The sequence below is a fragment of the Nitrospinota bacterium genome (assembly GCA_029881495.1).
GTDB lineage: Bacteria > Nitrospinota_A > UBA7883 > JACRGQ01 > JACRGQ01 > JAOUMJ01.
The window spans coordinates 1-23,721 of sequence record JAOUMJ010000036.1; the positions used below are offsets into that span (position 1 = coordinate 1).

Here is a 23,721-nt window from a genome sequence, read left to right on the forward strand (position 1 = left end):
ATCTATCTTCCGCCAAGTTTCATGCAGGCAACACTTCTCTCTGGGATGGACGCTCCAACAGGAGAAGGAGCAAAAGGTGAACCGATGCCATCACTGCTGCGTATAAAGGACCTTGCGGTTCTACCGAACCGGTTCAAGAAAGATCTAAAAGGATGTTTTGTCATTGCAAACGGAATAGGAAAACTATCAGCAGAAAGAGCTTACCTTAGGCTGGTCACACTTTCGTGTCTCAGATATGACGGCAACGCCATTATCGATCAGTCAATAAAAGGTTTTGTTACTGATGTCGACGGCAAGATAGGGCTTGCCGGGCGTGTAGTATCGAAAATGGGGACAACAATAGCGGCCTCAATGGTTGCAGGATTTTTCGGCGGAGCAGGAGAGGCGATCAGTCAGGCCTCTCAGACGACGTCATTGAATCCCTTCGGTTCAACACAGGTGCTTGATCCAAAAATGATCGGCCAGGCGGGGGCCGGTAAGGGGATTTCCCAAGGAGCCGAACGTTTGCAGGATTTCTATCTCGAACTCGCGCGGGACTCAATGCCTGTAATCGAGGTAGGGGCTACAAAAGACGTCACCATCGTGGTGACTGAAGGGATCAACCTGAAAATCAAATGTATCGGTGAAAACGAATGCGATTAAGAATTTTGTTTGTATCTACTGCGCTGTTTGCCTCTGCCTGCGCTTCAGTTATGAATCCTTACGAAGGGGATTTCACCTGCCCAAAGACACATAACGGCAAGTGCGTCTCGATAAACGAGGCGTATGAGGAGAGTATTAACGGCAAGAAGATTGAGAAACCAAAACTGAAAAGCAAACAAGTATCAAAGCCAACACAGGACGAATCATTTCTTGATTCTAACGGAATGCAACTCTATGAATTTGAGAAACCGGTGAAAAAGTTGAAAGAGAATTCTGAAAAGGAGAATAGCCTTGAGCTACTGGAGCCAAGTGAAATGTATCAGGACGCGCTCTATTCGGAGATGTCAGCCTTGATCAAAGAGCCTGTAACCCCGGTTGTGAGAGTTCCGAATACTGTCAGGGTACTTCTTCTTCCTTATAAGGATGACGAAACTGAAGGGGAGATGCTTTTCATGTACAGATACGTGTTTTTCATTCTCGAAAAGCCGTACTGGATCCTGGACGGGTATCCAAACATTAAGGATGAGTAAATACGGATGAGCATTAAATCTGTTTTAGAGAAAATTATTTTAGGAAGCGATGGCGGGTTGAAATTCAGCGACCTCATAGATTTATCTGAACGAACAAAATTGTCCGATTCACTCCCATGGATTTATTACAACGATGACGAAAGCTGTTTTCTCAATGTGGACGGATCCATAGGCGTCGGCTGGGAATGCAGTCCGCTTGCATTTGCCGGTGATCAGACAGTGAACATCCTGAAAGGGATATTCCGAGCCGGGATACCTGAAGGATCTGTATTGCAGTTCATTCTTCATGCTGACGATAACATTGATCCGCTGATCCAATCATTTAAGGAAAACAAAAATAAACGCAATAACGATCTTGTTAAAGGAATAGGAGAAAATCTTGGAGAATTTTTCAGATCTTCAGTAGCTGGATTTAAGATGCTTGGCGGAATACCGTCGCGAAATTTCAGGCTGTTTGTTTACTTGAAGATCCCAGACAGCAAAGGGTTGAGCAAAAGCGTGATGGGAGAGATAGTAAATGCCGTCTATGAATGCCTTGCTGGCGCAAATCTTGGCCCTGACAAAGTAACAGGGAAGCGGCTTGTGGACTGGGCAAGAAGAATATTGAACGATATCCCTTCGCAAAACAATTCGAGGTACGATCCTCTCTACCCGATCAGGAAACAGATAATATTTGCTGAAACGGAAGTTGAGGATTATTCAGATTCATTGCGGATAGGCAGCCGTCATTTTCGCTGTATTACGCCGAAGGTATTTCCAAAGGATGTCGATCTGTTCCAGACGAATCAGCTTTTCGGAGGGGTCTGGGGACTGATTTCGGATAATGACCAAATCAAGCTTCCTTTCATCTATTCATTGAACATCGTATTTGAAAACATGAAAGCTGGTCTGCATACGAAGTGCAATCTTGTTTTACAGCAAAAGGCGGTCGGTAGTTTTGGAATTACGCTTCGCAGGAAACAGGAGGAGTATTTATGGGCGACCGATAAGCTTGAAGGGGGTGAACAGTTCGTAAGGGTAATACCTACCTTATGGATCTACGGTAAGGATAAGAACAGAGTATCCGAAACCGTTTCCAGGGCAAAGCGGATGTGGGAAAGCGCCGGTTATGTCATGCAGGATGACAGAGGGATATTAAGGCTCCTTCTTCTATCATCGCTTCCGTTTGGTCTTATCAACAAAGGGGATAATGTAGACAATATCGACAGGGATTTCATTGTCCCAGCCGATACGGTTACCTCCATTCTGCCTATACAAGGGGATTTTTCAGGCAGTTCCAGTCCTGCTCTGATGGTTGTTGGCCGAAAGGGACAGATCGCATTTGTAGATGTGTTTGCACCAGGTGCCAATAACCACAACATGTTTATCTGCGCATCGTCGGGCGGCGGAAAATCGTTCCTTGTGAATTACATCGTTTCCGCTTATTACGGCGCCGGAGCGAAGATACGAATAATAGATATCGGTGGGTCTTATAAAAAGACTACCTCGATGTTTGACGCGAAATATCTTCACTTCTCGCCGGAATCGGATGTATGCGTAAATCCCTTTTCAAATATAACCGATCCTGAATTCGATATTCCGATGGTTGCCACAATAATCGCCCAGATGTGTTATTCGGGCGATATCACTGCATCTCCTACAGCAACTGAAAAAACAATTCTGGAGCGCACGGTGACGTATGTATATAAAAACGCGGCGGCGAAAGGCTGGAAGATGAATATTGACGCTGTGCATGAAATTCTGCTCAACGCAAAGGATTATGTTGATGCCGAAGTGATTACTCCTGAAACGATTGCCAATGCGCGTGAGCTTGCTTTTAATCTACAGAAATTCACATCCGAAGGACCGTATGGCCGGTTCTTTAACAGGGACTCAAGCCTTGATATTTCAAAAGATGATTTTGTGGTCCTTGAACTTGAGCACCTTGCACAGAACCCGGCTCTTTTCAGCGTCATCACGCTACAGGTTGTAAATCTCGTAACCCAGAACCTATATCTCTCCGATCGGGGAACTCCTATCTTCATAATATTTGATGAAGCGCATCAGTTTCTAAGGGAGTCTGGGATTATCTCTCTGGCAATAGAAACCGGGTATCGAAGAGCGAGAAAATACGGTGGATCATTTTCTATTATCACTCAGTCGGTTCTAGACTTGAAGAAGTTCGGAAACGTTGGCGAAGTGATATATGGGAATTCCGCTTTCAAATTTTACCTTGAATCGACCGACTTCGTTAAGGCAAAGAAGGAAAACATCATTCACTACGATGATTTCATCATTGATCTATTGAATAGCGTCAAGAGCAATCCGCCAAAGTATTCCGAAATATTTTTCGATACGCCATCAGGCAAAGGGGTAGGGCGGTTGCTGGTCGATATGTTCACTTATTATGCGTTCACTTCAAAAGGATCAGAAATAGCCGAAATAGAGGCAAAGGTTAAGGAAGGGATGAGCTATGAAGAAGCGATCATGTATATGGTTGAGAAGTATCGCAAGTAGTTGCATTCTACTTCTGATATTGCCTGCGGTCTTATTTGCCGCATCTCAAGCGGATCTTGATGCGGCGAAAGCTTCAGCTGGCAAACTTGGCGATATGGTCAAGGGATTTGTCGGTTCCACTTCCGGGATAACCGACAGGTTTTCTACGCCTGCGACCTCTTCCAACGCATCAATGTCCACGATGGACGGTTCTACAACCTTCAATGGTCAGTTGATGTGTCCGAGCACGTCTAAATTCCTTGACATATATTTTGGTATCGGAGCCAAAGGGGATCTATCTCCTTTGATAGTCAGCCAGGATACAGACCTGGACGGCAATTACGACTTTGTATTTACATCGCCGGTCATAGTATCCGGTATATGTGCCAACGGGGTTGTTTCATGCACGGAAGGGACATGGTCAGGATGCAGTTATTACAAGTGGCAGGCCGATGCAAATTCAAAACTCTCTTTCGCACCTGCAGGTATGACAGAACTAGGGGGCTGTTCCTGTTTGAACTCTTCATGCGCCAAGCCGACATGGAACGTATTTGCCACGGAAGTATTGAAAGCTCTTGGCGGCGGGGCAAGCGGGGCGATCATGCAATCCAATTCGGGATTTACTATTGCCAATGCCGTTGTTGATGGCACAGAGATTACCTATTACGCGAATTACACTGGCAATTGCAGTGGCGGGAATACGAGCGCAAAATCTTTCACTCAATATAATTCTAAAAGCGCTCTTGAAAGCGGCACAAACTCAGCGGTAGCAACGCAAGCGACTGATTCCGGCAGTTATTACAGCAGGCTTGATAATTCGACTCCTAATAAAAATACAACAAACAGCTTATTCCCATGCGTCGTTGAATGGGTTCATGATGTAACTACAAATCAGAAATCGCTTACAGGATCAGGTTCGGGAACGATGTGCGTTCCATATAACATGAACATGTCACTTTCAGTTTCAGGTGGGGCGTATTCAGTCACCGGGTTTGCCTCATCGGTAAAGAGCGGGGATTGCGGATCTGCAATGCCGACAGTTCTCGATTATCCGGGGACGCTGGAAGCCGGGGCATTCGTTACCGGATTGAACATATGCGGCTCGTCTCCCGAATGTACTTCAACCGGATGCAAAAGCGCCTCTTCCGGTTCAGCTGGTGGGGCGTTAATTCAGTGTCCATCTGTAGCATCGACCAGAGCGGTCAACTACTCTTTCAACTGGGATCTGGATTACAAGGTCGATGTTGAAAGCGAATATTTAAGGAACACATGCCAGACTGCTGAAGCCAATTGTACGCTTAAGGATGAAAAGATAGACGGTATCGCAACCTATTCAAGTTTTCAGCCGACCGGGCTTTATCCAGTAGGTTCGAGTTGCAACGATTTTACATCTTCAATCGGAAACATCTATCACGTCTGCAAGGAGTGGTGGAAAAAGGAGAGAACCTATCTATGTCCTGAGACAACTCTGGATATTGATGTTTCAGCCGGAACAACGAGGGCAAAATCGATTTATGAAACGGTTGCCCAGGGGGCAGGAGAGATTACCTATACGGATGTCAGAAAAGAGAGCTCAGGTACATGGACGGCGGTAAACGACAAGATAATATTCCCTGATCAGGATCCCGGCGCTTGTGAGATTACCTGTAAGACGAAGGTCCCAAGCGTTGACGCCAATGCCGGAGGAGGGGCGAACGTATCCCAGGCGAACAGCAGTTTCCCTAAATCCGAATTCAGGTACAGACCATGCGTGAATAATGTATGTCCTCTGTTGGAGCCTGATGAAACGATTGTCGAGAATTGCGGATGTCTATCGGATTTTGTCGAAGCGGCCAAGGGGATGGAGATGATCAATACAGCTGCAAAAGACATGATCTGTTCTTCAGGGGTGAAGAAGTGATGAGAGTGCGATTAAAAATATTCATTATTATGTGTTCACTTTCAATGTTTCTACCTATAGCAGAATCTGCCGTTGATTTTAGATGCGCGGTTGACTTAAACGGTGACGGCGCTATGGACCAGACCGGAACATGCGACGCCGGAACGAAGTTCGGCGGCGGGGCGGATTATTTATGCCCCCTTGGATCTGCGAACTGTTCGCTTCGCAACTTTACATGCAGTCTTGATAACAAGGTATATAGCGATAAAGCCAAGTGCGATACGGGGTGTATTGAAACAAGCGCGTGCGAAGTCCGGCCAAGCGGCCTTTCTCGCACAGGTAAAAGTTCTTTCAGCGCCTGCTATGACAAATATATTTATGCAAGGGCTTACAGACCTAACACGTCGGATGCTTCCTTTACAATACAGTATCTCGATACCAGCCCAAATGGGACGGCGCATCATAACTGTTCCGGTGATGGCGGTGTTGGAGATGGTTGGCATAGTATTGGTACGGTAGATCTCTGGGATACAGCTTTTACGACAGACCCTGTCGAACATTCCGATATAAACCTCAATTTATGTTTCTATTTTTATAATTGGAATGATTATCAGCCCAAATGTATAACCAGTTTTAATCAGTCTATCCTTATTGGCCAAGACGATGCTCCCGGTTCAACTACTGATACTTTTTCCTACTACTACAACGTTGATATTCCGTTAACCGAATACTCATGCCGGTATGATGAATATCCTTTTACACCTGCTTTTCAACCGGGATCTGCAAATGCCCATACCATTGTTGCGGATCCGACCCCTCTGATCGTGGATGTTTCTACGAAAACTGAAGGATATTATTTAACAAAACTGGATCTGAGCCCTTCAGGCGACCTTCTTGTTTACGGTAATCTTGCCACCAAGACATGGAGATTGATTGATTTAAATCAGGGGAGGCCGTTTACCCAACCAAACTATGTCGAAGGCTGGGATAATTCTGTTGACTCCGGCGCAACTCAGGTCGGCACGTTAGTTCTGAGCGATTCCGCAAAAGCCTTTGGCGCTCCATCGATAAATATTATTGACCCGGAACTATTTAACAGCTCGTTACCCCTCGCGCAGATTAACAACATTGCAGGTAGCACAATTGAAATCTACAAATGGAAGATTGTCTTTGTTCAAATTGCAGGAACCAGAGAAAGTCGAATGCAGATGACGCTTGCCGCAACCATCACTTTGCCAGGCTTGAAGTTCAGAGGGGCTGTTTGTCCGTATCCTCTGCTTTGTAGTTTTGGGAGAATTGATATGAAAATATCAGATTCAAAAATGATGGTAAACGCGACATGTAATGGTAATGCGTGTGTTATTGATTATGGTCTTTTGACCAAGGTGGAAGCATTACCAAACATACTCAAATTCTCAAATCTTGATGGATACGCAGGCGAGATCTCGGTTGAAAATCTTGGAGGGGTAACACCCCCTCAAGCCTGTACAGGCTCTCCCAAATCATGCACGAAAATAGGGACATGCCCGGAAAAGCCTGTTTGTCCTACCGGTTTTAACTGCGACTGCACATCAGGTACCGCTCCGACATGCTCCGATAGCGGCAGTTTGAATACATCAAGCGATAAGTGCGAGATTACAACATCAAAACTATGCCCTGTCGGCATGTCATACGATGCGACAGAAGACGCCTGCGTTGCAGATCCAGTTTGTTCGGGGGGAACATATAACCCGACAAAGAACAGGTGCGAAAATAATTTATCTATTAAATGTCCGACAGGTTATGCCTTCAACAATTCAACCTGGCGTTGTGAGGCTACCATTGCCTGTCCTGCAAATACTTCATGGGATGATCTGTCAGGGAAATGCAGATCATCAAAGGTATGTGATCCTGGTAAATCATACGACAGCGTTAACGGCAAATGTTTTGAACCGTCTACGTGTAGCGTTGGAGGACTTCAAACATCCAGGGACAAGTGTGAAGAAGCTCCATTCTGTCTGGCAAATACAAGCTACAATGTTTCATCGAATGTATGCCAGGCGGCCAGTACATCGATCTGCGCGTCTGGTTATAGTTTGATAAGCGGCAAATGCGAAAAGTCGATTGACTGCAATTACGGTTCATGGGACGCATCAGCAAACCAATGTTCAGGTTCAATCCAATGCGGCGGAGCAGGTTATACGTCAATCGCGAACGGCGCCTATTGTACAGCCCCCGCCCCAAATCCCTTATGCGCCACTGGAGATTCATATGTGACGACTAGGCCAAAAGTATCCAGTAGCGATTTAACTGGTCCATATCCCATTTACTCATGTGTAAGGGGATACTCTTTTAGTGCTAGTATTTCTACGTGTCCTTCAGGATATACCTTGAAAAGTTATTACAGGGTAACCAAGTGGTACAACGACTATACCTATTATTATTGTGCCAAGGCTCCAGCTTGTCCGTTTGGGGGATCATGGAATCCGAGCGCAGGGGAGTGCAGGTCTACTGCAACATGCCCATCAGGCACGCTTCAGAATCAAAATACTTGCGTCAGTAACGGAACTTGTACGCAAAGCGGGACTGTCAATGTTTCTTCGAATCGGTGTCAACTCAATGCAATACCGGAATGCATGGCTGGAACCTCATATAATTCTACAAGGGACAAGTGTGAAGTATCATCTACCTGCTCAAATGGCTTGACGCTCAACACCGTTTCGGACAGGTGTGACGCTGATCCGCAATGTTTGCCAGGATTGCTGTACAACACGGTAAGGGACAGGTGCGAAGTAAACGCGGCTGCCGCTTGCCCTTCCGGTACTGTTTATAACTCGGGGTCTGGTTATTGTGAGGCGTCGCTTAACTGTCCTGCACCAGGCGCTCTTGTGCCGAGGGAGATATATACATGTGAAGCGACCGCTACATTTTCATGTCCTGCAGGTTATACCGAATCGCCTGACCGTGTTTGTGAAAAGGCTCCTGCCTGTGACAAAGGAATTTATTCCGCTTCTGCTGATAAATGTAAAATCACTGGCGATTCCTTGTGTCCTTCGGCCTATGCGTTCAACGCTACCGCTGATCTATGTCAGAAACCACCTCTATGTTCTTCCGGGTCATACGATAACGCTTCCGATAAATGTTGCCAGTGCGAGTCTCCAAATGCCTGCATCACGACGCTTTCAAACCCGACACTAAGCGACTACTCATGTTCTCCGAATAGCTGTGTAGATATCGGGAACAGTGCCAACGTCACTCCTACAACAGTAGATATGACTTACTTCAGAGATGACGCGCCGATAGATTCATCGGGGCAATGCCTGGGAGAGTTCCTGCTGTTCAGCGGAAAACCTGAACTCTGCAGGACCTCCGGGATCCAGACGAACTACACGAATTGCTGCAACAATACCGACTATTCAAAATTGGGGTGTACGCCTGCGGAAGTCGAAACCAACATCGACGTTAACGCGGGTAAGTGCCACAAGATAGGGCGCACCTGCGCCGAAAGCTGGAACGGCGTCGGGTGCGTCCAGCAACAGGACGTCTACTGCTGCTTCAACGGAATAATGGCAAGGATTACCCATGAGCAAGGCCGTACACAGGTTGACGCTTTTGCTAAAGGGGTCGACGGGATGTGGGGTAATTTCGAATCGCCTAACTGTAGAGGTTTTACGCCTCTTCAATTTCAGTCAATCGATTTTTCAAGGGTCGACTATTCGGAGTGGATAAACAGCATCATGCCTCCTTCAAGTGCCCCTGCTGATTCAAAAAACAGTATGGAAAACAAGGTAAACGATTACTACAACAGGTTGAAGTAAATGAAAAAAACAATTTTGATATTTTTAACTTTTGTTATCACGCCGTTGCATTCAATAGCGGCTACGCAGGATTTGGGAACCTACGGAAAAACATATCCTATTAAGGAAGAAGACGCGATGGTGGAGATGAAGCGGGCCGCTGCTTCAATAGACTGGGAGAAGTTTTACGATAAAAAGAAAACAGCTGAAAAGATAAAAAACTTTCGTCCCAAAGGTATGGAGTACTTGCCAAGAGCGGAGAAAGATTCCAAACGTCATATTGATATTACATATACCTGGAACGGACCAGATATAGTCGATGATAAAGGGACGGTAATATATCCTTCGGGTTATTCATTCAACCCTTTTAACTTCCTCGATTTCCCGGGCAAAATTGTAGTTATCGACGGCGACGATCCTGAGCAGGTTGATTGGCTTAAAAAATCAGGATATCTGAAAAACAGTTCAGTAACTCTCCTCCTCTCAGGCGGATCATATTATGACCTTGGCAAGGAACTGGGTCGGCCACTTTTTTACGCATTCCCAGAAGTGGCCGCCAAACTTGGGCTTAAAGCGGTTCCGTCTGTAGTCGAACAGGACGGGATATTGATGCAGGTAACCGAAATCGAAATTAAAAAGAAAAGAAAATAGATGGGAAAAAAGAAAAAGGTAATTGTCAAAGTTGTTGTTGCGCTTGTTCTTGCAATAACAGTTGAAGCCGAAGCTATGTGTCCTTCCGGGTTTCTGAACCCTATAGATGATATCGCATGGGAAGGGATATTCCCGATAAAAATCGGAGGGGTAGTTGTATCATCATCCGACTTTCCAGATTCCCCGGATGCGGCTTCTGCGGCTGTCTGCATCTGCCCTGATCCTATGATGGTTATGCGACCGGGTATTACTACAGCATTCTGGGAGCCGATAAGAATGATTGAAACTGTAAAAGAGCCATTCTGTTTTCCGACCGTAGGGCTTGGTCTGCCAAATCCTGTCCCCGGAACGCTCACAGGATCGAGCGAGATGGCCACTATGGGAAACACTGGAGAAAGCACAACCTTGCAGGCCCATTACTTTATCTATCCGGTCTGGGGACTTATGGGGATGATGACAGATTCGATGTGTGTTGAATCTTCTACCGGCCTTGATGTCGCATACATAACGGAGGTTGATCCGCTTTGGCAAAACGATCTGCTGGCATTTTTTTTAAATCCTGAAGCGCTTCTGTTTGCCAATCCGGTTGCGAGTATTGCATGTATCGCCGACAGCGTCGCTTCAAATGCTGGATTGTCGATTCCATTTCTGTTCTGGTGCATGGGGTCATGGGGTAACGCCTATCCACTATCGGGCCATGTCATGGCTTCCGATCCTATACAGTCAGGCGCGGCAATCGCAGGAAGGATGGTCTACAAGATGGGCCGCATGGGCCTTGCCTATGACGCCGCTTCAAATGTCTGCTTTCCGATCCCAGCACCTATATGGAACAAGTCCTATTACAGGTTGAATCTTTCCAGGCCAAGAAAAAGCGGTTTGACGGTCATCGGCAGGAGCGATCTTATCTGGGGATGGGGAAAGAACCTTTCAGTTCTTTCAGGAGATAACAACGTATGGACACTCTGGAGAAAGAGGGCCTGCTGTGCGTTTTAAAAAGAATGGAATTATTTTGTGTGCGGTTTTAGTGACCGCTCCTTTCATTGTTGCTGCGGATGGAAATGTAAACGGCATTGATAAGGTCAATATGGCCATACAAAGGGCAATTGAGGCAGAGAAGAATATTCATCTGCCGGTACAAACGGATCATGGCAAGGAGTTCAAGGAAACATTTAATTCAGATAAGCTTTTCGATTCGATTGATAAAGAAAAGGAGAGGCTTAAAAAGAAATTCAATCCTGATAGCAGTACTGCCACGGGAAAAGCAGATAAACAGTCAATTGAAAAGAAGAGAACAACTCATTTTACAAATAATGAGCGGGTCTATATATTTATTTCCGAATCGGTCCCGGAAGATACGCTTCGCGTGTACGCAAAAGATATTGCAAAACTTCCGCATGAAAAATCTTTCTTAGTAATGAGGGGGTTCGTCGGCGGGATGAAGAACTTCAAGCCGACAATCGATTTCATTCAGCGTATAAGACTGAAGAAAAAAAGTTGCGACTTCAAATCGATTCAATGTGAACAGGAGCCTGTTGAGGTACTCATAGATCCGCTACTTTATGAAAAGTTCAAAATAAACCGGGTTCCGGCGATTGTCTATGATTCGGGGATTTCTTCATACGTCGTATACGGAGATATCTCATTGGTTGGAAGTCTGGAGCTGATGGGGAAGGAAGCCAACTCTTCTACTCTCGATTTTTCGATAAAGGTATTGAGAGGAGAGGCAGAAGTATTAAAGGAAGGGGAATCGCATGAGTAGCGATAAGAATGAAGCGGTAAAGGCGAATTCTATAAAAAACTCCCTGGTAGATTACCTCAACTATTTCGTTATCTCGCTTATTTCGTCTCTTATCGTGGTCTCTGTTTATGACAGGTATTTCTCCGTGAAAATTGCATCTCTTGATGTAACAGGGTTTGTGGAAAAGGAAGAGGCTGATTTTGTGAAGCAGTTCAGCGATGACCTTGGAAACGGGAAAGTTAAAATTGAAGAGTTCGAAAAAAGCTACACGAGCCATTTTGCGGAGTTAAAAAGCCGTGTTGTAAAGGCAAGGGATAGTGTCCCCGATAATTACGTCGTAATTCTGGGCGATACGGTCCTCAAAAACTCGAAGGTGATCGAACCGTGACGAATAAGGAAAGAGTTCTCGAATCAAAAAAGAAATCTGTATGGTTAGTACTTCTGCTAATTCCTTTTGTATACATCGGGAGCCGTATTCCTGAAAATTTTGCAGTCACCACATCGGCTTCTTTATCGCACAGGATATATTTTCTTGTTCGGTTGAAAAAGGAGGACAAGATACATAGAGGCGACTACGTCTGGATCAGATCTCTTTCATCAAAATATATAGATGATGGAAAAGAGTTTTCGGCGATAAAACGTGTTGCCTGCAATGCCGGAGATCTTCTTGAAGTTTCGGATCAAAACTACAGTTGCAACGGTCGATATCTCGGCAGGGCAAAAAGATATTCCTTGAAAGGCGTTCTTCTGAAGGATTTTATCTTCAACGGAATTATACCTGAAGGGGAAATCTTTGTTATGGGAGAGCATAAAGACAGTTTCGACAGCAGATATCTGGGGTTTATAAAAAGGGACAACATAGGAGCAGTCGGAATTCCGATCATCTGAAATAAACATGGCCTTAAATAAATGGATCGTAGTGATTATCCTTTTAATGATCACGTTTAACTATGCGATAGCAGGTGAAAAGTCGAGTGAAGAAAAAAACGGTTGGTTCTGGTACAGATACGAGCCGCCGACAAAGGATGAAGAAGATCCTGAAAACCTTTCCAAAAAAGGGGAGAAGCAAAAAGATGAGATCTTCATTCCGAAACTCTCCGACTATACATACGAATCCCTTATCTCAATGCACCCGGATGAATTCAGACCATTGCTCGAATCATTTCACAAAAAAATGGTGCAGTCACCGACGCTTGATAATGCAACCGAGTACCAGATCGTAAAAGAGGTTGCGAGAAAAAAAGCCAGGGCGGCAGCGACCGCAATGACGATGGTTACGCAGATCAACCCTTCACTGGACGCGCAGAATGATTATCCGTCATCGAATACGGGGCGCGTCGCATTTCAGTCCCAGCAGAAAAGTGAGGTGGAATCAAGATTGATAGACGCAAAGGATAGTTTTGGACTCCTTTACTTTTACAGGGATGATTGCCCTTACTGCGACGCAATGAATAAAAGCCTCCAGCTCTTTTTAGCGAAATACGGCTGGGAGGTAAAGTATGTAGACACGAAAAACCAGAAATCTATGGCCGATATGTTCAGCGCTGATTCGGTCCCCTATGTCATAACCGTTTATCGGAAGAGTGGAGAATCCATGCCGGTTACGGCAGGGGTTATACCGTTGACCGAGTTCGAGGACAGGTTGTACAGGGCCATTCGTTACTTAAGGAAGGAAGCCCCTCTTGAAAATCTTGATACATATGATTTTCAAAAGGGGGGAGCATTTGATATGTCGGAACCAATCTCTTTTCCGGCAAGAGTTAAAGCAGAAGGGGAGTGAAAGTATGAAAACAAAAGGTTGTCTGATTGTAGTCGTGCTGCTGTTTGTAGCGATTCTATCCGGTACTGCTATAGCAGGCGGCTGGATGGATGATTGGCTTACCCAAAAGACAAGTACCTCTGGGGGGTACTATAAAGGTAGCAACAGGGGATATCTGACTGGCGGAAGTTTCAACGCACGCTGGTACAGCGGTTCGGATTCGCCTGTTACCGTAACGCCACCAAAACTGGAATTTGGTTGTGGCGGTATCAATGCATACATAGGAGGCGTTTCGTTTCTCAATGATCCGAAATACCTTCAGTCAAAACTGGAATCGATCCTTTCTTCCAGTACATCGGTCGCGTTTGCGATGGCGCTTGATTCACTTTGCCCTCAATGCGAAAAAACCATAACGAAGCTTGAGGATATGGCCAACAAGATAAACGGGCTGATGATAGACGATTGCACTGCATCCAAGGAGCTGGTCGCTTACATGAAAGATCTGCCTGACTCAAGCAAGAGCCACTCAGTAGGGGAACTGGCAGAGAGGATGACAGGCGGATACAACGCAAACACCGATCAAATTAAAGACGGGATTAAAGATAACGACAACCAGCCAACGCTTGGCGACGACGTTATGTCGGCCTCGTGTCCCCAGGATATAAAAGATATTTTCGCGACTCAAGGATCTGTATTACAGCACTTGGCCGACAAGAAAGGTCTTTCAGCGTCATATGTGAACATGATGCGCGGATTCATGGGGGATATATTGATTACAACTGCCGATGTGGGCGGCGGCAATTCGGTCTATAAAGCGATTGTCATTGAGGGTTGTCCTGAGAATAAAAAGGGATCCGTAAGCAATTTACTTAAAGGGAATGCCAAGGCAAGACCAGCTGACGGATCTTCCTGTGTGGTCATACCGGACACAAACAAAGATCTTATTGCCTACGCAAATACAGTTCTTGTAAGGGCGGCGGATAAAATTGAAAACCGTTCAGCCCAGATCTCGACCGACGTTGATTTTATGGGGGCGATACCGCTACCGATAATACCGACTCTTCGGATGGGGATTTTGACCCAACAGAAAGCGGCAGCGGCGGACAGCCTGGCGGAACTTGTCGCGATAGCCTACGCATACAACATGATGGTAGATCTGACAGATAAGGGACAGGAACTCATGCGGCTTGCCGGAAGAATAGGGGGGGCAACTGGATCTTTCGAACCGGGTTGCAGACTCGGTTCAATGGAAGAATCGATAGGAAAGATGAATATCCTTTTCAAAGAGGTAGCCGCCATGCGGGTTGAATTACAAAAGGAATACGCCATTGCGGCCGAAAGACCAAAAGCGCTTATGGACCTTTCTGCCAGGTATATGACTCTGCAAAAAGATGCCAGAAAGGATCTCTCCGATGTTCTTGGAGCAGGACAGGCCGCCAGAGTGATGAGGTAGCAATGAAATCGATTTTAATTTTGGCAATCGCGCTGGTACTGGCTATTCCCGAAACAGCAGATGCCTATGATATCGAATACATAACATATGGCGGATACGATATACATAAAGCCTTCCAGCGTGCCGCACTTATCTTCTCTGATGTTTCATATGTTGGCCTTGCTGCCGGGGCATGCCTTATGGTCATGGTGATAGGATCTTCTGCAGCATACATCGAGCAGTTTTTAAGCGGGCAGGGGAAGGGAGGCTTTGCCTCATGGGCAGTACCTGTACTGGTAGGCGTCATGCTCTTCTCCGGCCTGGTCATACCGAAAGGGACCATTACCGTAAGGGATGAAATTTCAAATCAGGACATAATCGTCGGAGGAGTGCCAGACATCATTACTTTGATTGCCGGAATATTCAATAAGCTCGAAGTGGCCATGATCAAGATGGCAGTAACCGCTGCCGATCCGATCCCCTACGACCAATACCCAGGGAAAACAGGTTTTAAGATATTACAGGCAATCGGCGGGGGACGTATGACGGCAAACGATACCCTTCTCGACTACAGCCTTAAGAACTACATCAATGATTGTGTATGGCTCGAACTTGCGTTGCCTGATACGACTCTCGATATAAACGTGATCAAGACCGGGACAAGCGATTTCAGGACAGAATTTGCAAAGGCAGCCAATCCTGGAGCCCCGGTGACTTATTACAGTTCGACATACAAAGGGGGAACCTCCATCACATGTCAGGAGGCATGGACAAATATAAATGCCGATTTAAGCAATACGGCCAATTTTTCCAAGGCGAAGCAGAGGGCATGTGTCACGGCGGGATTCGACGCGAACGACCCTGTGGACATGACCAGGTGCAGTGCGATCGCTACAAAGTTCGTTTCAACAGCAATAGAACCGGCTGCGAATTTCGATACCCTTATACGCCAGGCGGCAATTGCCCAGAGGCTGGAAGATGCCGCGATGGATGGGAACACGGTAAGGATAGGGAACTACAATTCAGGTCAGACCTACATGGGTGAAGGGCAGATGGCTCAGGAGTGGCTTCCGATAATGAGGTCCGTGATAACTTCTATCGGAATATCCTTAACGCCGTTCCTAATGCTTTTCCTGCCGACAATCGCCTTCAGAAAGGTGCTTAGCGCCATAATTTTTCTTTTTCTTTTCCCGGCGGTATGGGGCCTGGTCGACGCGATTATTTCAACATCGATGGTCGATCACGGCATTCGTGTTTTTCAGTCTGTAAGCGCAAACAAGCTCGGATTCGATGCCTTCCTTTTCATGGAAGATTCAGCTTCGAAAACTCTCGCTGCTTGGTACAAGGCTCAGAGCCTGATACCTCTATTAGCCATGGGTATAACAGGGATGTTTGTGGCCGGAGGATACTCCTTTTCAAGTATGGCAAGCGGTCTTTCTGGATCTGTTGCTTCCCAAGGGGCTGATGCGCAGAAAAAAACGGCCACTGCAGACGGCCTTGCCTCGATGACGACAGGGGCCAGAAATTCAATTGGGGATATCCGTACCTCGACGGAGCATTCATTCGATAATCAGTCTTCGGCGCGGTCGTACGGGCAGAGCATGGACGCTTTCGCCAATCTGGATAAAATGTCTGTTTACGATACGCAGGAAATGGGTTCAATGAGCGCGAAGGGGAGCATCATGAACGCCAATGAAACTATGGGCAAATGGGGAGCCGGAGGCTCTGACTCGGGTAAAGCCTACATGGGGGGAGCTGTTCCGTTTCACAGGGGACAGGCAGATGTAAACACACTGAATAAAGCTGCGGAAAACCATGGAAGATCTGTTCAGGATGAAGCAAATCTGCAGAAGGGTGCCAGCGTTAATTCTATTGACAATGTTGAGTTCAAGGACCGGGACGGCAATATGCTTCTTGCAACACAGGGGCAGGTATCCGAAAGCTACATGAAGGATGGAAATGTCATGGGGCATTTCAACGGAAGACTCAAAAATGCGGAAGAGCAGGAAGGTTTTGCAAAGTATCTCGATTCGCAAGGCCATTCAAATGCCGCCGAAACATTGAGAGGTATGAAGCCAACCGGTAGTGAAGGGATTTCGCTTGATGGTGATTTCTACAAAGGGGAAGACGGCAGGATGCAGTTCTCAAACCTGAAAGCTTCGCATGGCACGCAGACTTCACATCTCGATACCGGGAAGAAAGAGGCATACAGCAGCGTCAATACTCAGGATCAGGATATTTCAGGCAAAAAATTCGATACTGGTATCCATGTAGGCAATGCATTGCAGACCATGTCGGATGAAAAATCAATGGCGAAGATACTTTCAGGTTTTTCAGGGTTGAATACTGAAGAAAGGAATGCCGCTTTATGGAATCTTTCTAAGCAGGGAGCGAATGAGTACAGTTCATTGATGGATATTAAAGGATTCGATTCTGTAAGATCTACCGCGAAACTGACTGGAGGTATTGGCGTTGACAGTAAAGAGTCATTACCAGGTTTTATTGCAAACAAAGTTACAGGTGCGAGCATAAAGGGAAATGCTGAAGCAGGAGTTGATGTGGCCAGTGCAGAAGACGAACGCCGGAATCTTGTGGCGGCTGAGATGTACAAGAAGTTGTCCGGAAGCTACGAGGAAGGCTTCCAAAGTGGCCTTAAAGGTAACGAGGTCGACGGTCATGTCGCGAAGGAATTTTCATCCTTTATGAATTCCAAGTTGCAGAATTTGAACGAACCGGCAACTGAATTATATGGAGCAAAAGCTCTTGGTCAGCCTTTTCAGGAAATGAGGAATATGATTGGATCAGCAGGGGACAAGCTTTCCGGCATTATGAATAAGGGTGATTCCGATGTAGCACAAACCGGGATTCCTGAGAGCTATGCGGAAATTATCGGAACCGACAATAAATCTGGAACAGCAAACATCCCTGTTTCGGCATCGTTATCATCCCAGCAATCTAGGCGAGATAGATTGGAGGAGATTAATAGGCAGACAGCCAACACAATTTCCGGAATGCATGAAACAAACGTTCAGAACGTCGATACGGGATCTGGCAGAAGGGGATCTCCCGATGAAAATCGTGTCATCGACAGGGTTGGGAAGAAAATATCGGACCTTTTGGAAGAACAGGGGAAGAACGAAGAGATGAACAAGCTTTTGGATGGTTCCATGGAACCAAAAAATAAAGATGGAGGAAGTAGCGGACCGGATAATGTTGAAGGGATGAATCGGAACAGGAATAGTTAAGTTAACGACGATCTCTAGAAACATCCATTTGGTATTCAGCTACACTGTAACGCCAATCATCATCCGCTACACTGTTATTACCCGCTCTTCTTAAATGAGGTGGAAGGGGCTTACCGAAAAACCCGAGGATTTTAAAAAAGCCAATAAAAACGGTAATCATCCCAATCGCAACTATTGGAAACACCAGCCATTCCCAAGTTTTGTTCCCGTCAACGGCAATAATAGCCAAGCCAACAGAGATGTAGACAGTCAGAGCGAAAACCAAAGCCTTGAAAAGACGCATCAAGCCTGCCAGCAGACCTCCCTTTGGCTCGCCGTCACGGCGTATACAGTATCCAGCGGGAAGGGCGTCTTTCTGCAGTGCCCTGTAGTACGGTCTTTTCGGCTTGTCTTTCATCTCATCATTCCTTTTAATACTTTTCATTATGCATATTTTATAGCAGAAGTAAAACCGGGTGTCAATAAAAAGATATATTGTAAAACATATAGGAAATAAGATATATTGTACGCATGGAAAGATCTGAAAGAAACGGCCAATGAAGGTTGTATATCCTGCGGAAGTAAATAAAGGCAAAAACGGGCAGTTTACTGCCTTTTTACCCGATTTCCCTGATATTCATACGGAAGGGGGTAAAACTACTGGGGAAGCCCTCGAAAACGCTTCCAGAGCCCTCACTTTCGCTCTGGAAAAGCTTGTGAAAAAGGGTATGGATATTCCTCATCCAGGAGAGAAGGGGAAACACCTGGTTGCCCCCGCTGCCAGGGTTCAGGCCGCTATCCTTTTAAGGTTCGCCCGGGGATCCCAGTCGATCGCCCAGATAGCCAGGGCTCTTGATACTTCGTGGCCATCGGCCCAAAAGCTCGAGGATCCGACCCACTCCCCAAGTTTAAGGTCGTTGGAGAAGGCCGCCGCAGCAATGGGGAAAAAGTTAATTATTGAAATTAAGACATAATTATTGGCAACATGTCACAATAGTTAAAAGCATTTTTGGGAAATGTAATTATATTAAACTGTTAATCAGTTTATTAATATGATAAATTTCTGATTAATTATAATTGTTGATAAAAAAGCAGGGGTCGCGAGTCTGTTAAATTTCTTTTGGCGAATTGTGATGTATTAATTCTAACATGCCATTTCGGAGGCTATCTGCAGGAAGAAGGGGAATGAAGAGTTGGAATAGGAGGGCTAGGCAGTGGATCCATTAATTTTAAATGCATTGGTTGCAATAATTGTTGTCCTGTTTTTTCTGATTCAAGGGATTTCTAGTTACCGTGCCATTAATGGCGCCGATATGTATTTTCTTTATGGTCGTAACCTCCAAAATAAAGAATACTCTCGATCTTTTGCTGCTGCTTCAACATCATTAGCCACCGTGCTTTTCTTTTTTGTAATATTAGGAATTTCTCATGGCTTATATATTCTTTATGCCCCATTAACATATTTACTTGGTTGTTTTTTATATAGTAAATTATTTTTACCTGCTTTGGAAAGACAAGGCTTTTTTAATAAAAATACATTTGATGAAAATCCTTCTATGGGAACGACTCTTGGTAGCTATATTGAATTACGCTATAGAAGTAAGGTAATCAAATATTCTATTATGTTCGTAACATTCCTAGGTATGATGAGTATTTTGCTGATTGAGTTATTTGTTGGTGTCACTATATTTTCAATTTACTTAAAGGAACAATATGTTGATTTGGCTTTATTGTTTATTGCCTTTGTAGTATTTGCGTACACTGGCCTAGGTGGCTTATTTGCGGTTGTCAAAACGGATCGCCTACAGTTTGGACTTATGATATTTTCAGTAACAATATTTCTGGCATGGCTCGTTTGGGAATCTGTAGCTACCGATAGATTTCCAAGTCTCAATTATTTCATCATGAAACCAATTAGCATTAATGAAGGTATATTGATACCCTATCCACTATTATTTAATATTCTAGTTGTAAATTTGCTTTTGGTGCCTTCACTCTTGAGAACATGGCAATTAGCGGCTGCCTCCTCCTCATCTGAAGAAGTTAGGAGGGGAGTAATGAATGGGGCTTGGCTGACAGGCGCTTTAACAGGAATGTTCGTATTCATTGGCATATTCTTCTTTCGCTGTGTTTTTCCGAATGCAGAAGTCTCATTGCAAGGCATTTTTAATGCTCTGCATACCAGTAATTCTTTTTATGCGGCTTATATTATTTTTCCCATGTTTTTTGCAGCTTGTCTCGCTGCAATGCTAAGCACTGCGGATAGTTCGCTTATACCTCTTCTGCAAAGTCTTTTTCAGGACTTCAGGAAAATAAATACTGGCAATTCATGGAAACATGGTCATGTCTTGATTTGCACAGCTTTTTTGTTAGTTATTGCTATTGGTTTATATTTTATAGTATTTCGTCTATTAAAATTCAATCTCATATCTTGGCTTTTTACAATTTTTAGCTTTTTAATAATATGCACCCCAAGTATTATTTTTGCTGTGCTTGCCCCTGATGAAATTGTGTGTAAAAAATCCTCGAGAATAGCCGCTTTTGTCTCAATTTGGGGTGGACTCTTGATCGCGATAGTGATTTCAGTTGTAGGTAATAGATTAAATCTTATTGAACTAGTTCAGCTAAATAGCCCATTTGGAGCTCTTTTTGCATCACTTTGCTTTTTGCTTTTGCTGTTAACATGCAAATATTCTGAGTGGAAGGAGCCAAGAATATGAATTTAGAAAATTTGTTTATATATTTTGCTCCAATAATAGTTATTCATTCATTGCTGGTTTTTATCCAAGCGTTCTGGAAAGGGCGGTCACAATACGATGATATTTTTTCGGTTGAGATAAACGGCCTGAGTGAGCGCATAAGTGTCCAAGATCTACTTTGTGTACAATTGAATAGCCGATTTTGCTGCAATAACCTTTTGATTTGTGCACTTGTTTGGAGTCGCAGGCTCCGAATAGTTGCATATATACCAGCTCTGCTGTATTTGTTTGCAATAATATTATTGCTAGCGAGGGATATATTTATAGTTGATTTCGATACTAGGATGTTAGCAGTTGTTATGGTTGTGTTTGCCTTTGTGTTACAAGTTGGGTATGTGTTTTTGAAAATATACTCGAAAATACCTGATATATTGATTGACCTCCATGGAAATTATAGGGCATCAAGTCCATTGTTGATTTTATTTGATATAGTGCCGATTTGGCGGAAGTAATACCAAAGTCCAATAATGTCTAGCAAGTTACAGCCGATATTCATTCCTTTTTGTCTTTATTCAAATACATTTTACAGAAAAAAAGAAAATATGAAATATATATTCACAAATTATCTTCTGCCTGCCGAGGCAGGTGTGATAATGATTTGTGATGATCTGCATGCCTACAATTTAATTTTAAATGGTAGTTGTTCTACAATTGAACAAGCCTATAAAAAAGCGTATATGCAAGCAGAAAATTTGCATAATATGTTGACAAATATTCACAGGAAATTTCCTGAATCAGAGCAAATTAGCATAGTAAGGTGGATTGATATCGCAGGCCAAAAAGAGTGTAAGAAGCTTTTGAAAAACTTGCACCAGTTTGTGAATAACGATAATAATTTCAGGGATATAATTAATAAATTCATTTTGCTGAATTTAAACAATTTCCGATGGAACGGAAATAAAGAAACTTTAGTATGGGAAGAACGTTATATACTCGAAGAGATAATGATGAGTATTTACATTACAGAGATATTAGGGTATCCGAGAGAACTCTGGGAAAATGCACCAAAGCCAGAAATTCCCGATCCTATTGCATATTTATACAATAATAGACCTGATGTACTACGAATGTTGACTAAAAAGAATATTCTGGAAAGGAAATTAGAAATACTGATAATCCCGAAAAAAGAATATTTTTAGGCAGAACAAGAGACCTTCTTTGGTTGTTAATTAACATTTTTTAATGAGCAATTATTCTACGATTTGCGAAAGATGAACAAAGCACAAACATATTGAGACAGATATTCTAGCACAATAAATCGCCTAATATTTTAAGATTAATGAATTTGATCTATTCAAATTGCACGATAAGAGTTAACAAAAATATGATCCGGCCAGTAGGCCGGATCATTAATTGGTTTACTTGGTTTTCATTGCATCGTGATTGATAGTTTTGATTCTTTTATCCGATAGCATCGACGACTGCTTTTTCGTCACTCTTTGAAGCTTCTTTCTCAATCTCTCCAAGGATGTAATTGGCCGCTTTCTGTGCTTGCGATGATGCACGCAACAAAAGACGTCTGTCATCCTTTAAAGCCTTGAGCCAGTTTGCAATATAGGCCGCTGAGTTCTGCAAAACAGAGGAATTTTCTATTCCAGCTGATGAGCAGAGGAACGCGGAGCCCATTTCTGCAACCAGTTCTTCGCACGAATATTCTTCGCTTCCGAAGTTTGCCTTGGTATTTGCCAGTCTCGCAAGACGTTTCTCATGCCCGGTACTGTGCACCAGTTCATGGAAGAGGGTAGAGTAATATTCTTCCACCCCTTCGAAACTCTTTTTCGCTGGCATACGTACCAGGTCAAGTATCCGGTTATAAGACGCTCTGTTACCTTCGAAAAGAATCAAAGGAGAATCTTCATAATCCCGGACTATCTTTTCTGCCTCTTCTACAGGATTGAATTCGAGAATCTCCTCCTGCGGAATTTTTTCAGGCGGAATCCCTTCGGTCTGATCGATATTGAAAACCTTGTAGTAGCGTAAAACATACGGCGTCTGTTTCCCAGACTTCTCATCTGACTCCACAGAGTCACCGGTTTCATCTACATCGTCACGATCGAGCGCCTTCCAGAAAACTACGCATGTCCCTTTCTCCCCCTTTTTAACAGTTCCGCCCAACTGGCTTATCTGCCTGAAGGTTGCAAACCAGGGTGAGGCAAAGCCTCTTAAGTCCATTCCAAGACCGAGAAGCAGGACGTTAATACCTCTGTAAGGTTTTTTCGATATCAGATTCTTCGGTCCCCCGGATCTCCACGGCTTGCGCCATGGGATGACTCCGTTTTCGAGGGCGTTGATAATTTTGTCGGTTACGATTTCATAAACGTTTGGCATTTTTCGCTCCTTTGAAATGAAGCGCACGGCCACCTGAAAAGGATTTCCCCTTTAGGGACCGTGCGATCTTGTTTTCGCATAGCCCCTTGTTCAGGGGTGTTATTGAAGTAGTGTTATTAAGTTATCTAGTATTCAGATGGAAATAAAACCGTTGTTGCGGAACGATCATCTTCGGTGATTATCCAGATTTTCGTATTATCCGAAGCTGTGAAGGCGGAGAAGATCCTGCCTTCTGCATCTTTGAAAGCAACGTCATTTGCAGCCTTGTCCTCTATGGACATTTCCCCCCAATCACACTGCGAATGCCTGTTGAGAGAAGCGACTACAAATCTGGAAAATTCGGAGTCATCACAAAGTCTATCGTTTATTCCCCTGGTCATGATCAGACGACCCAAGGTAAACATCGGTTTTATTTTTAAAAACAGTAATGGAAACATGGTATTCGTATCTCCCTTGAAAGCGTACGGCCCTCAAATGAGAGATATCCCCGCTAAGGGCCGTACAAGTTGACCCTATCGGGCTGAAAAT

The 23,721-nt window shown here is 44.4% G+C and carries 19 protein-coding genes; 16 read left to right on the forward strand and 3 right to left on the reverse strand.

The genetic code is table 11. The annotated features are described in order from the left end of the window. The 13 genes from OEY64_12040 to OEY64_12100 all read left to right on the forward strand — a co-directional run. The coding region (locus OEY64_12040; protein MDH5543682.1) for a TraB/VirB10 family protein at positions 1-642 on the forward strand (642 nt) is incomplete at its 5' end. A gap of 5 nt (positions 643-647) precedes the next feature. Further along, a complete protein-coding gene (locus OEY64_12045; protein MDH5543683.1) occupies positions 648-1,172 on the forward strand; it encodes a TraV family lipoprotein in 525 nt (174 codons plus the stop codon). Positions 1,173-1,178: 6 nt separating this feature from the next. Continuing rightward, the gene (locus tag OEY64_12050; GenBank protein ID MDH5543684.1) at positions 1,179-3,668 is read left to right on the forward strand and encodes a TraC family protein; all 2,490 of its coding nucleotides are present in this window, start codon (positions 1,179-1,181) and stop codon (positions 3,666-3,668) included. 19 nt (positions 3,669-3,687) lie between these two features. Further along, positions 3,688-5,547 (forward strand): hypothetical protein, encoded by a 1,860-nt coding sequence (locus OEY64_12055; protein ID MDH5543685.1) that lies wholly within the window; start codon positions 3,688-3,690, stop codon positions 5,545-5,547. Positions 5,548-5,591: 44 nt separating this feature from the next. Then, entirely contained in the window at positions 5,592-9,323 is a 3,732-nt protein-coding gene (traN, locus tag OEY64_12060; GenBank protein ID MDH5543686.1) for a conjugal transfer protein TraN, read from the forward strand. Continuing rightward, the gene (locus OEY64_12065) at positions 9,324-9,953 is read left to right on the forward strand and encodes a hypothetical protein (protein MDH5543687.1); all 630 of its coding nucleotides are present in this window, start codon (positions 9,324-9,326) and stop codon (positions 9,951-9,953) included. It abuts the gene before it with no gap. Then, a complete protein-coding gene (locus tag OEY64_12070; GenBank protein MDH5543688.1) occupies positions 9,954-10,946 on the forward strand; it encodes a TraU family protein in 993 nt (330 codons plus the stop codon). 31 nt (positions 10,947-10,977) lie between these two features. Continuing rightward, a complete protein-coding gene (locus OEY64_12075; protein ID MDH5543689.1) occupies positions 10,978-11,712 on the forward strand; it encodes a type-F conjugative transfer system pilin assembly protein TrbC in 735 nt (244 codons plus the stop codon). Beyond that, on the forward strand, positions 11,705-12,079 hold the full coding sequence (locus OEY64_12080) for a hypothetical protein (protein ID MDH5543690.1): 375 nt from the start codon (positions 11,705-11,707) through the stop codon (positions 12,077-12,079). Before OEY64_12075 ends, OEY64_12080 begins: the two co-directional genes overlap by 8 nt. Next, positions 12,076-12,579: a S26 family signal peptidase gene (locus OEY64_12085; protein MDH5543691.1), complete on the forward strand. Its 504-nt coding sequence runs from the start codon at positions 12,076-12,078 to the stop codon at positions 12,577-12,579. Before OEY64_12080 ends, OEY64_12085 begins: the two co-directional genes overlap by 4 nt. Positions 12,580-12,586: 7 nt before the next feature. Further along, positions 12,587-13,471, forward strand: a complete 885-nt coding sequence (locus tag OEY64_12090) for a conjugal transfer protein TraF (protein MDH5543692.1) — start codon at positions 12,587-12,589, stop codon at positions 13,469-13,471. Positions 13,472-13,475: 4 nt separating this feature from the next. Further along, positions 13,476-14,903, forward strand: a complete 1,428-nt coding sequence (locus OEY64_12095; GenBank protein ID MDH5543693.1) for a conjugal transfer protein TraH — start codon at positions 13,476-13,478, stop codon at positions 14,901-14,903. Between the two features lie 2 nt (positions 14,904-14,905). Next, positions 14,906-18,127 carry a conjugal transfer protein TraG N-terminal domain-containing protein gene (locus OEY64_12100; protein MDH5543694.1) on the forward strand — a complete coding sequence of 1,074 codons (3,222 nt, stop codon included), beginning with the start codon at positions 14,906-14,908 and terminating at the stop codon, positions 18,125-18,127. A gap of 1 nt (position 18,128) precedes the next feature. Here OEY64_12100 and OEY64_12105 read toward each other — a convergent pair whose 3' ends face one another. Beyond that, positions 18,129-18,524 carry a hypothetical protein gene (locus tag OEY64_12105; protein MDH5543695.1) on the reverse strand — a complete coding sequence of 132 codons (396 nt, stop codon included), beginning with the start codon at positions 18,522-18,524 and terminating at the stop codon, positions 18,129-18,131. 139 nt (positions 18,525-18,663) lie between these two features. On the opposite strand from OEY64_12105, the gene OEY64_12110 reads away from it, so the two are divergent. From OEY64_12110 to OEY64_12120, 3 genes are all read left to right on the forward strand, one after another. Next, positions 18,664-19,080 carry a type II toxin-antitoxin system HicB family antitoxin gene (locus OEY64_12110; protein ID MDH5543696.1) on the forward strand — a complete coding sequence of 139 codons (417 nt, stop codon included), beginning with the start codon at positions 18,664-18,666 and terminating at the stop codon, positions 19,078-19,080. A 240-nt stretch (positions 19,081-19,320) separates the two neighbouring features. Next, the gene (locus OEY64_12115; GenBank protein MDH5543697.1) at positions 19,321-20,826 is read left to right on the forward strand and encodes a hypothetical protein; all 1,506 of its coding nucleotides are present in this window, start codon (positions 19,321-19,323) and stop codon (positions 20,824-20,826) included. 581 nt (positions 20,827-21,407) lie between these two features. Then, positions 21,408-22,004 carry a hypothetical protein gene (locus OEY64_12120; GenBank protein ID MDH5543698.1) on the forward strand — a complete coding sequence of 199 codons (597 nt, stop codon included), beginning with the start codon at positions 21,408-21,410 and terminating at the stop codon, positions 22,002-22,004. 262 nt (positions 22,005-22,266) lie between these two features. Here OEY64_12120 and OEY64_12125 read toward each other — a convergent pair whose 3' ends face one another. Beyond that, complete coding sequence (locus OEY64_12125) at positions 22,267-23,193, reverse strand: zincin-like metallopeptidase domain-containing protein (GenBank protein MDH5543699.1); 927 nt, start codon at positions 23,191-23,193, stop codon at positions 22,267-22,269. A 125-nt stretch (positions 23,194-23,318) separates the two neighbouring features. Then, positions 23,319-23,630, reverse strand: coding sequence for a hypothetical protein (locus OEY64_12130; protein MDH5543700.1), 312 nt, complete (start codon positions 23,628-23,630; stop codon positions 23,319-23,321). Positions 23,631-23,721: the final 91 nt, after the last annotated feature.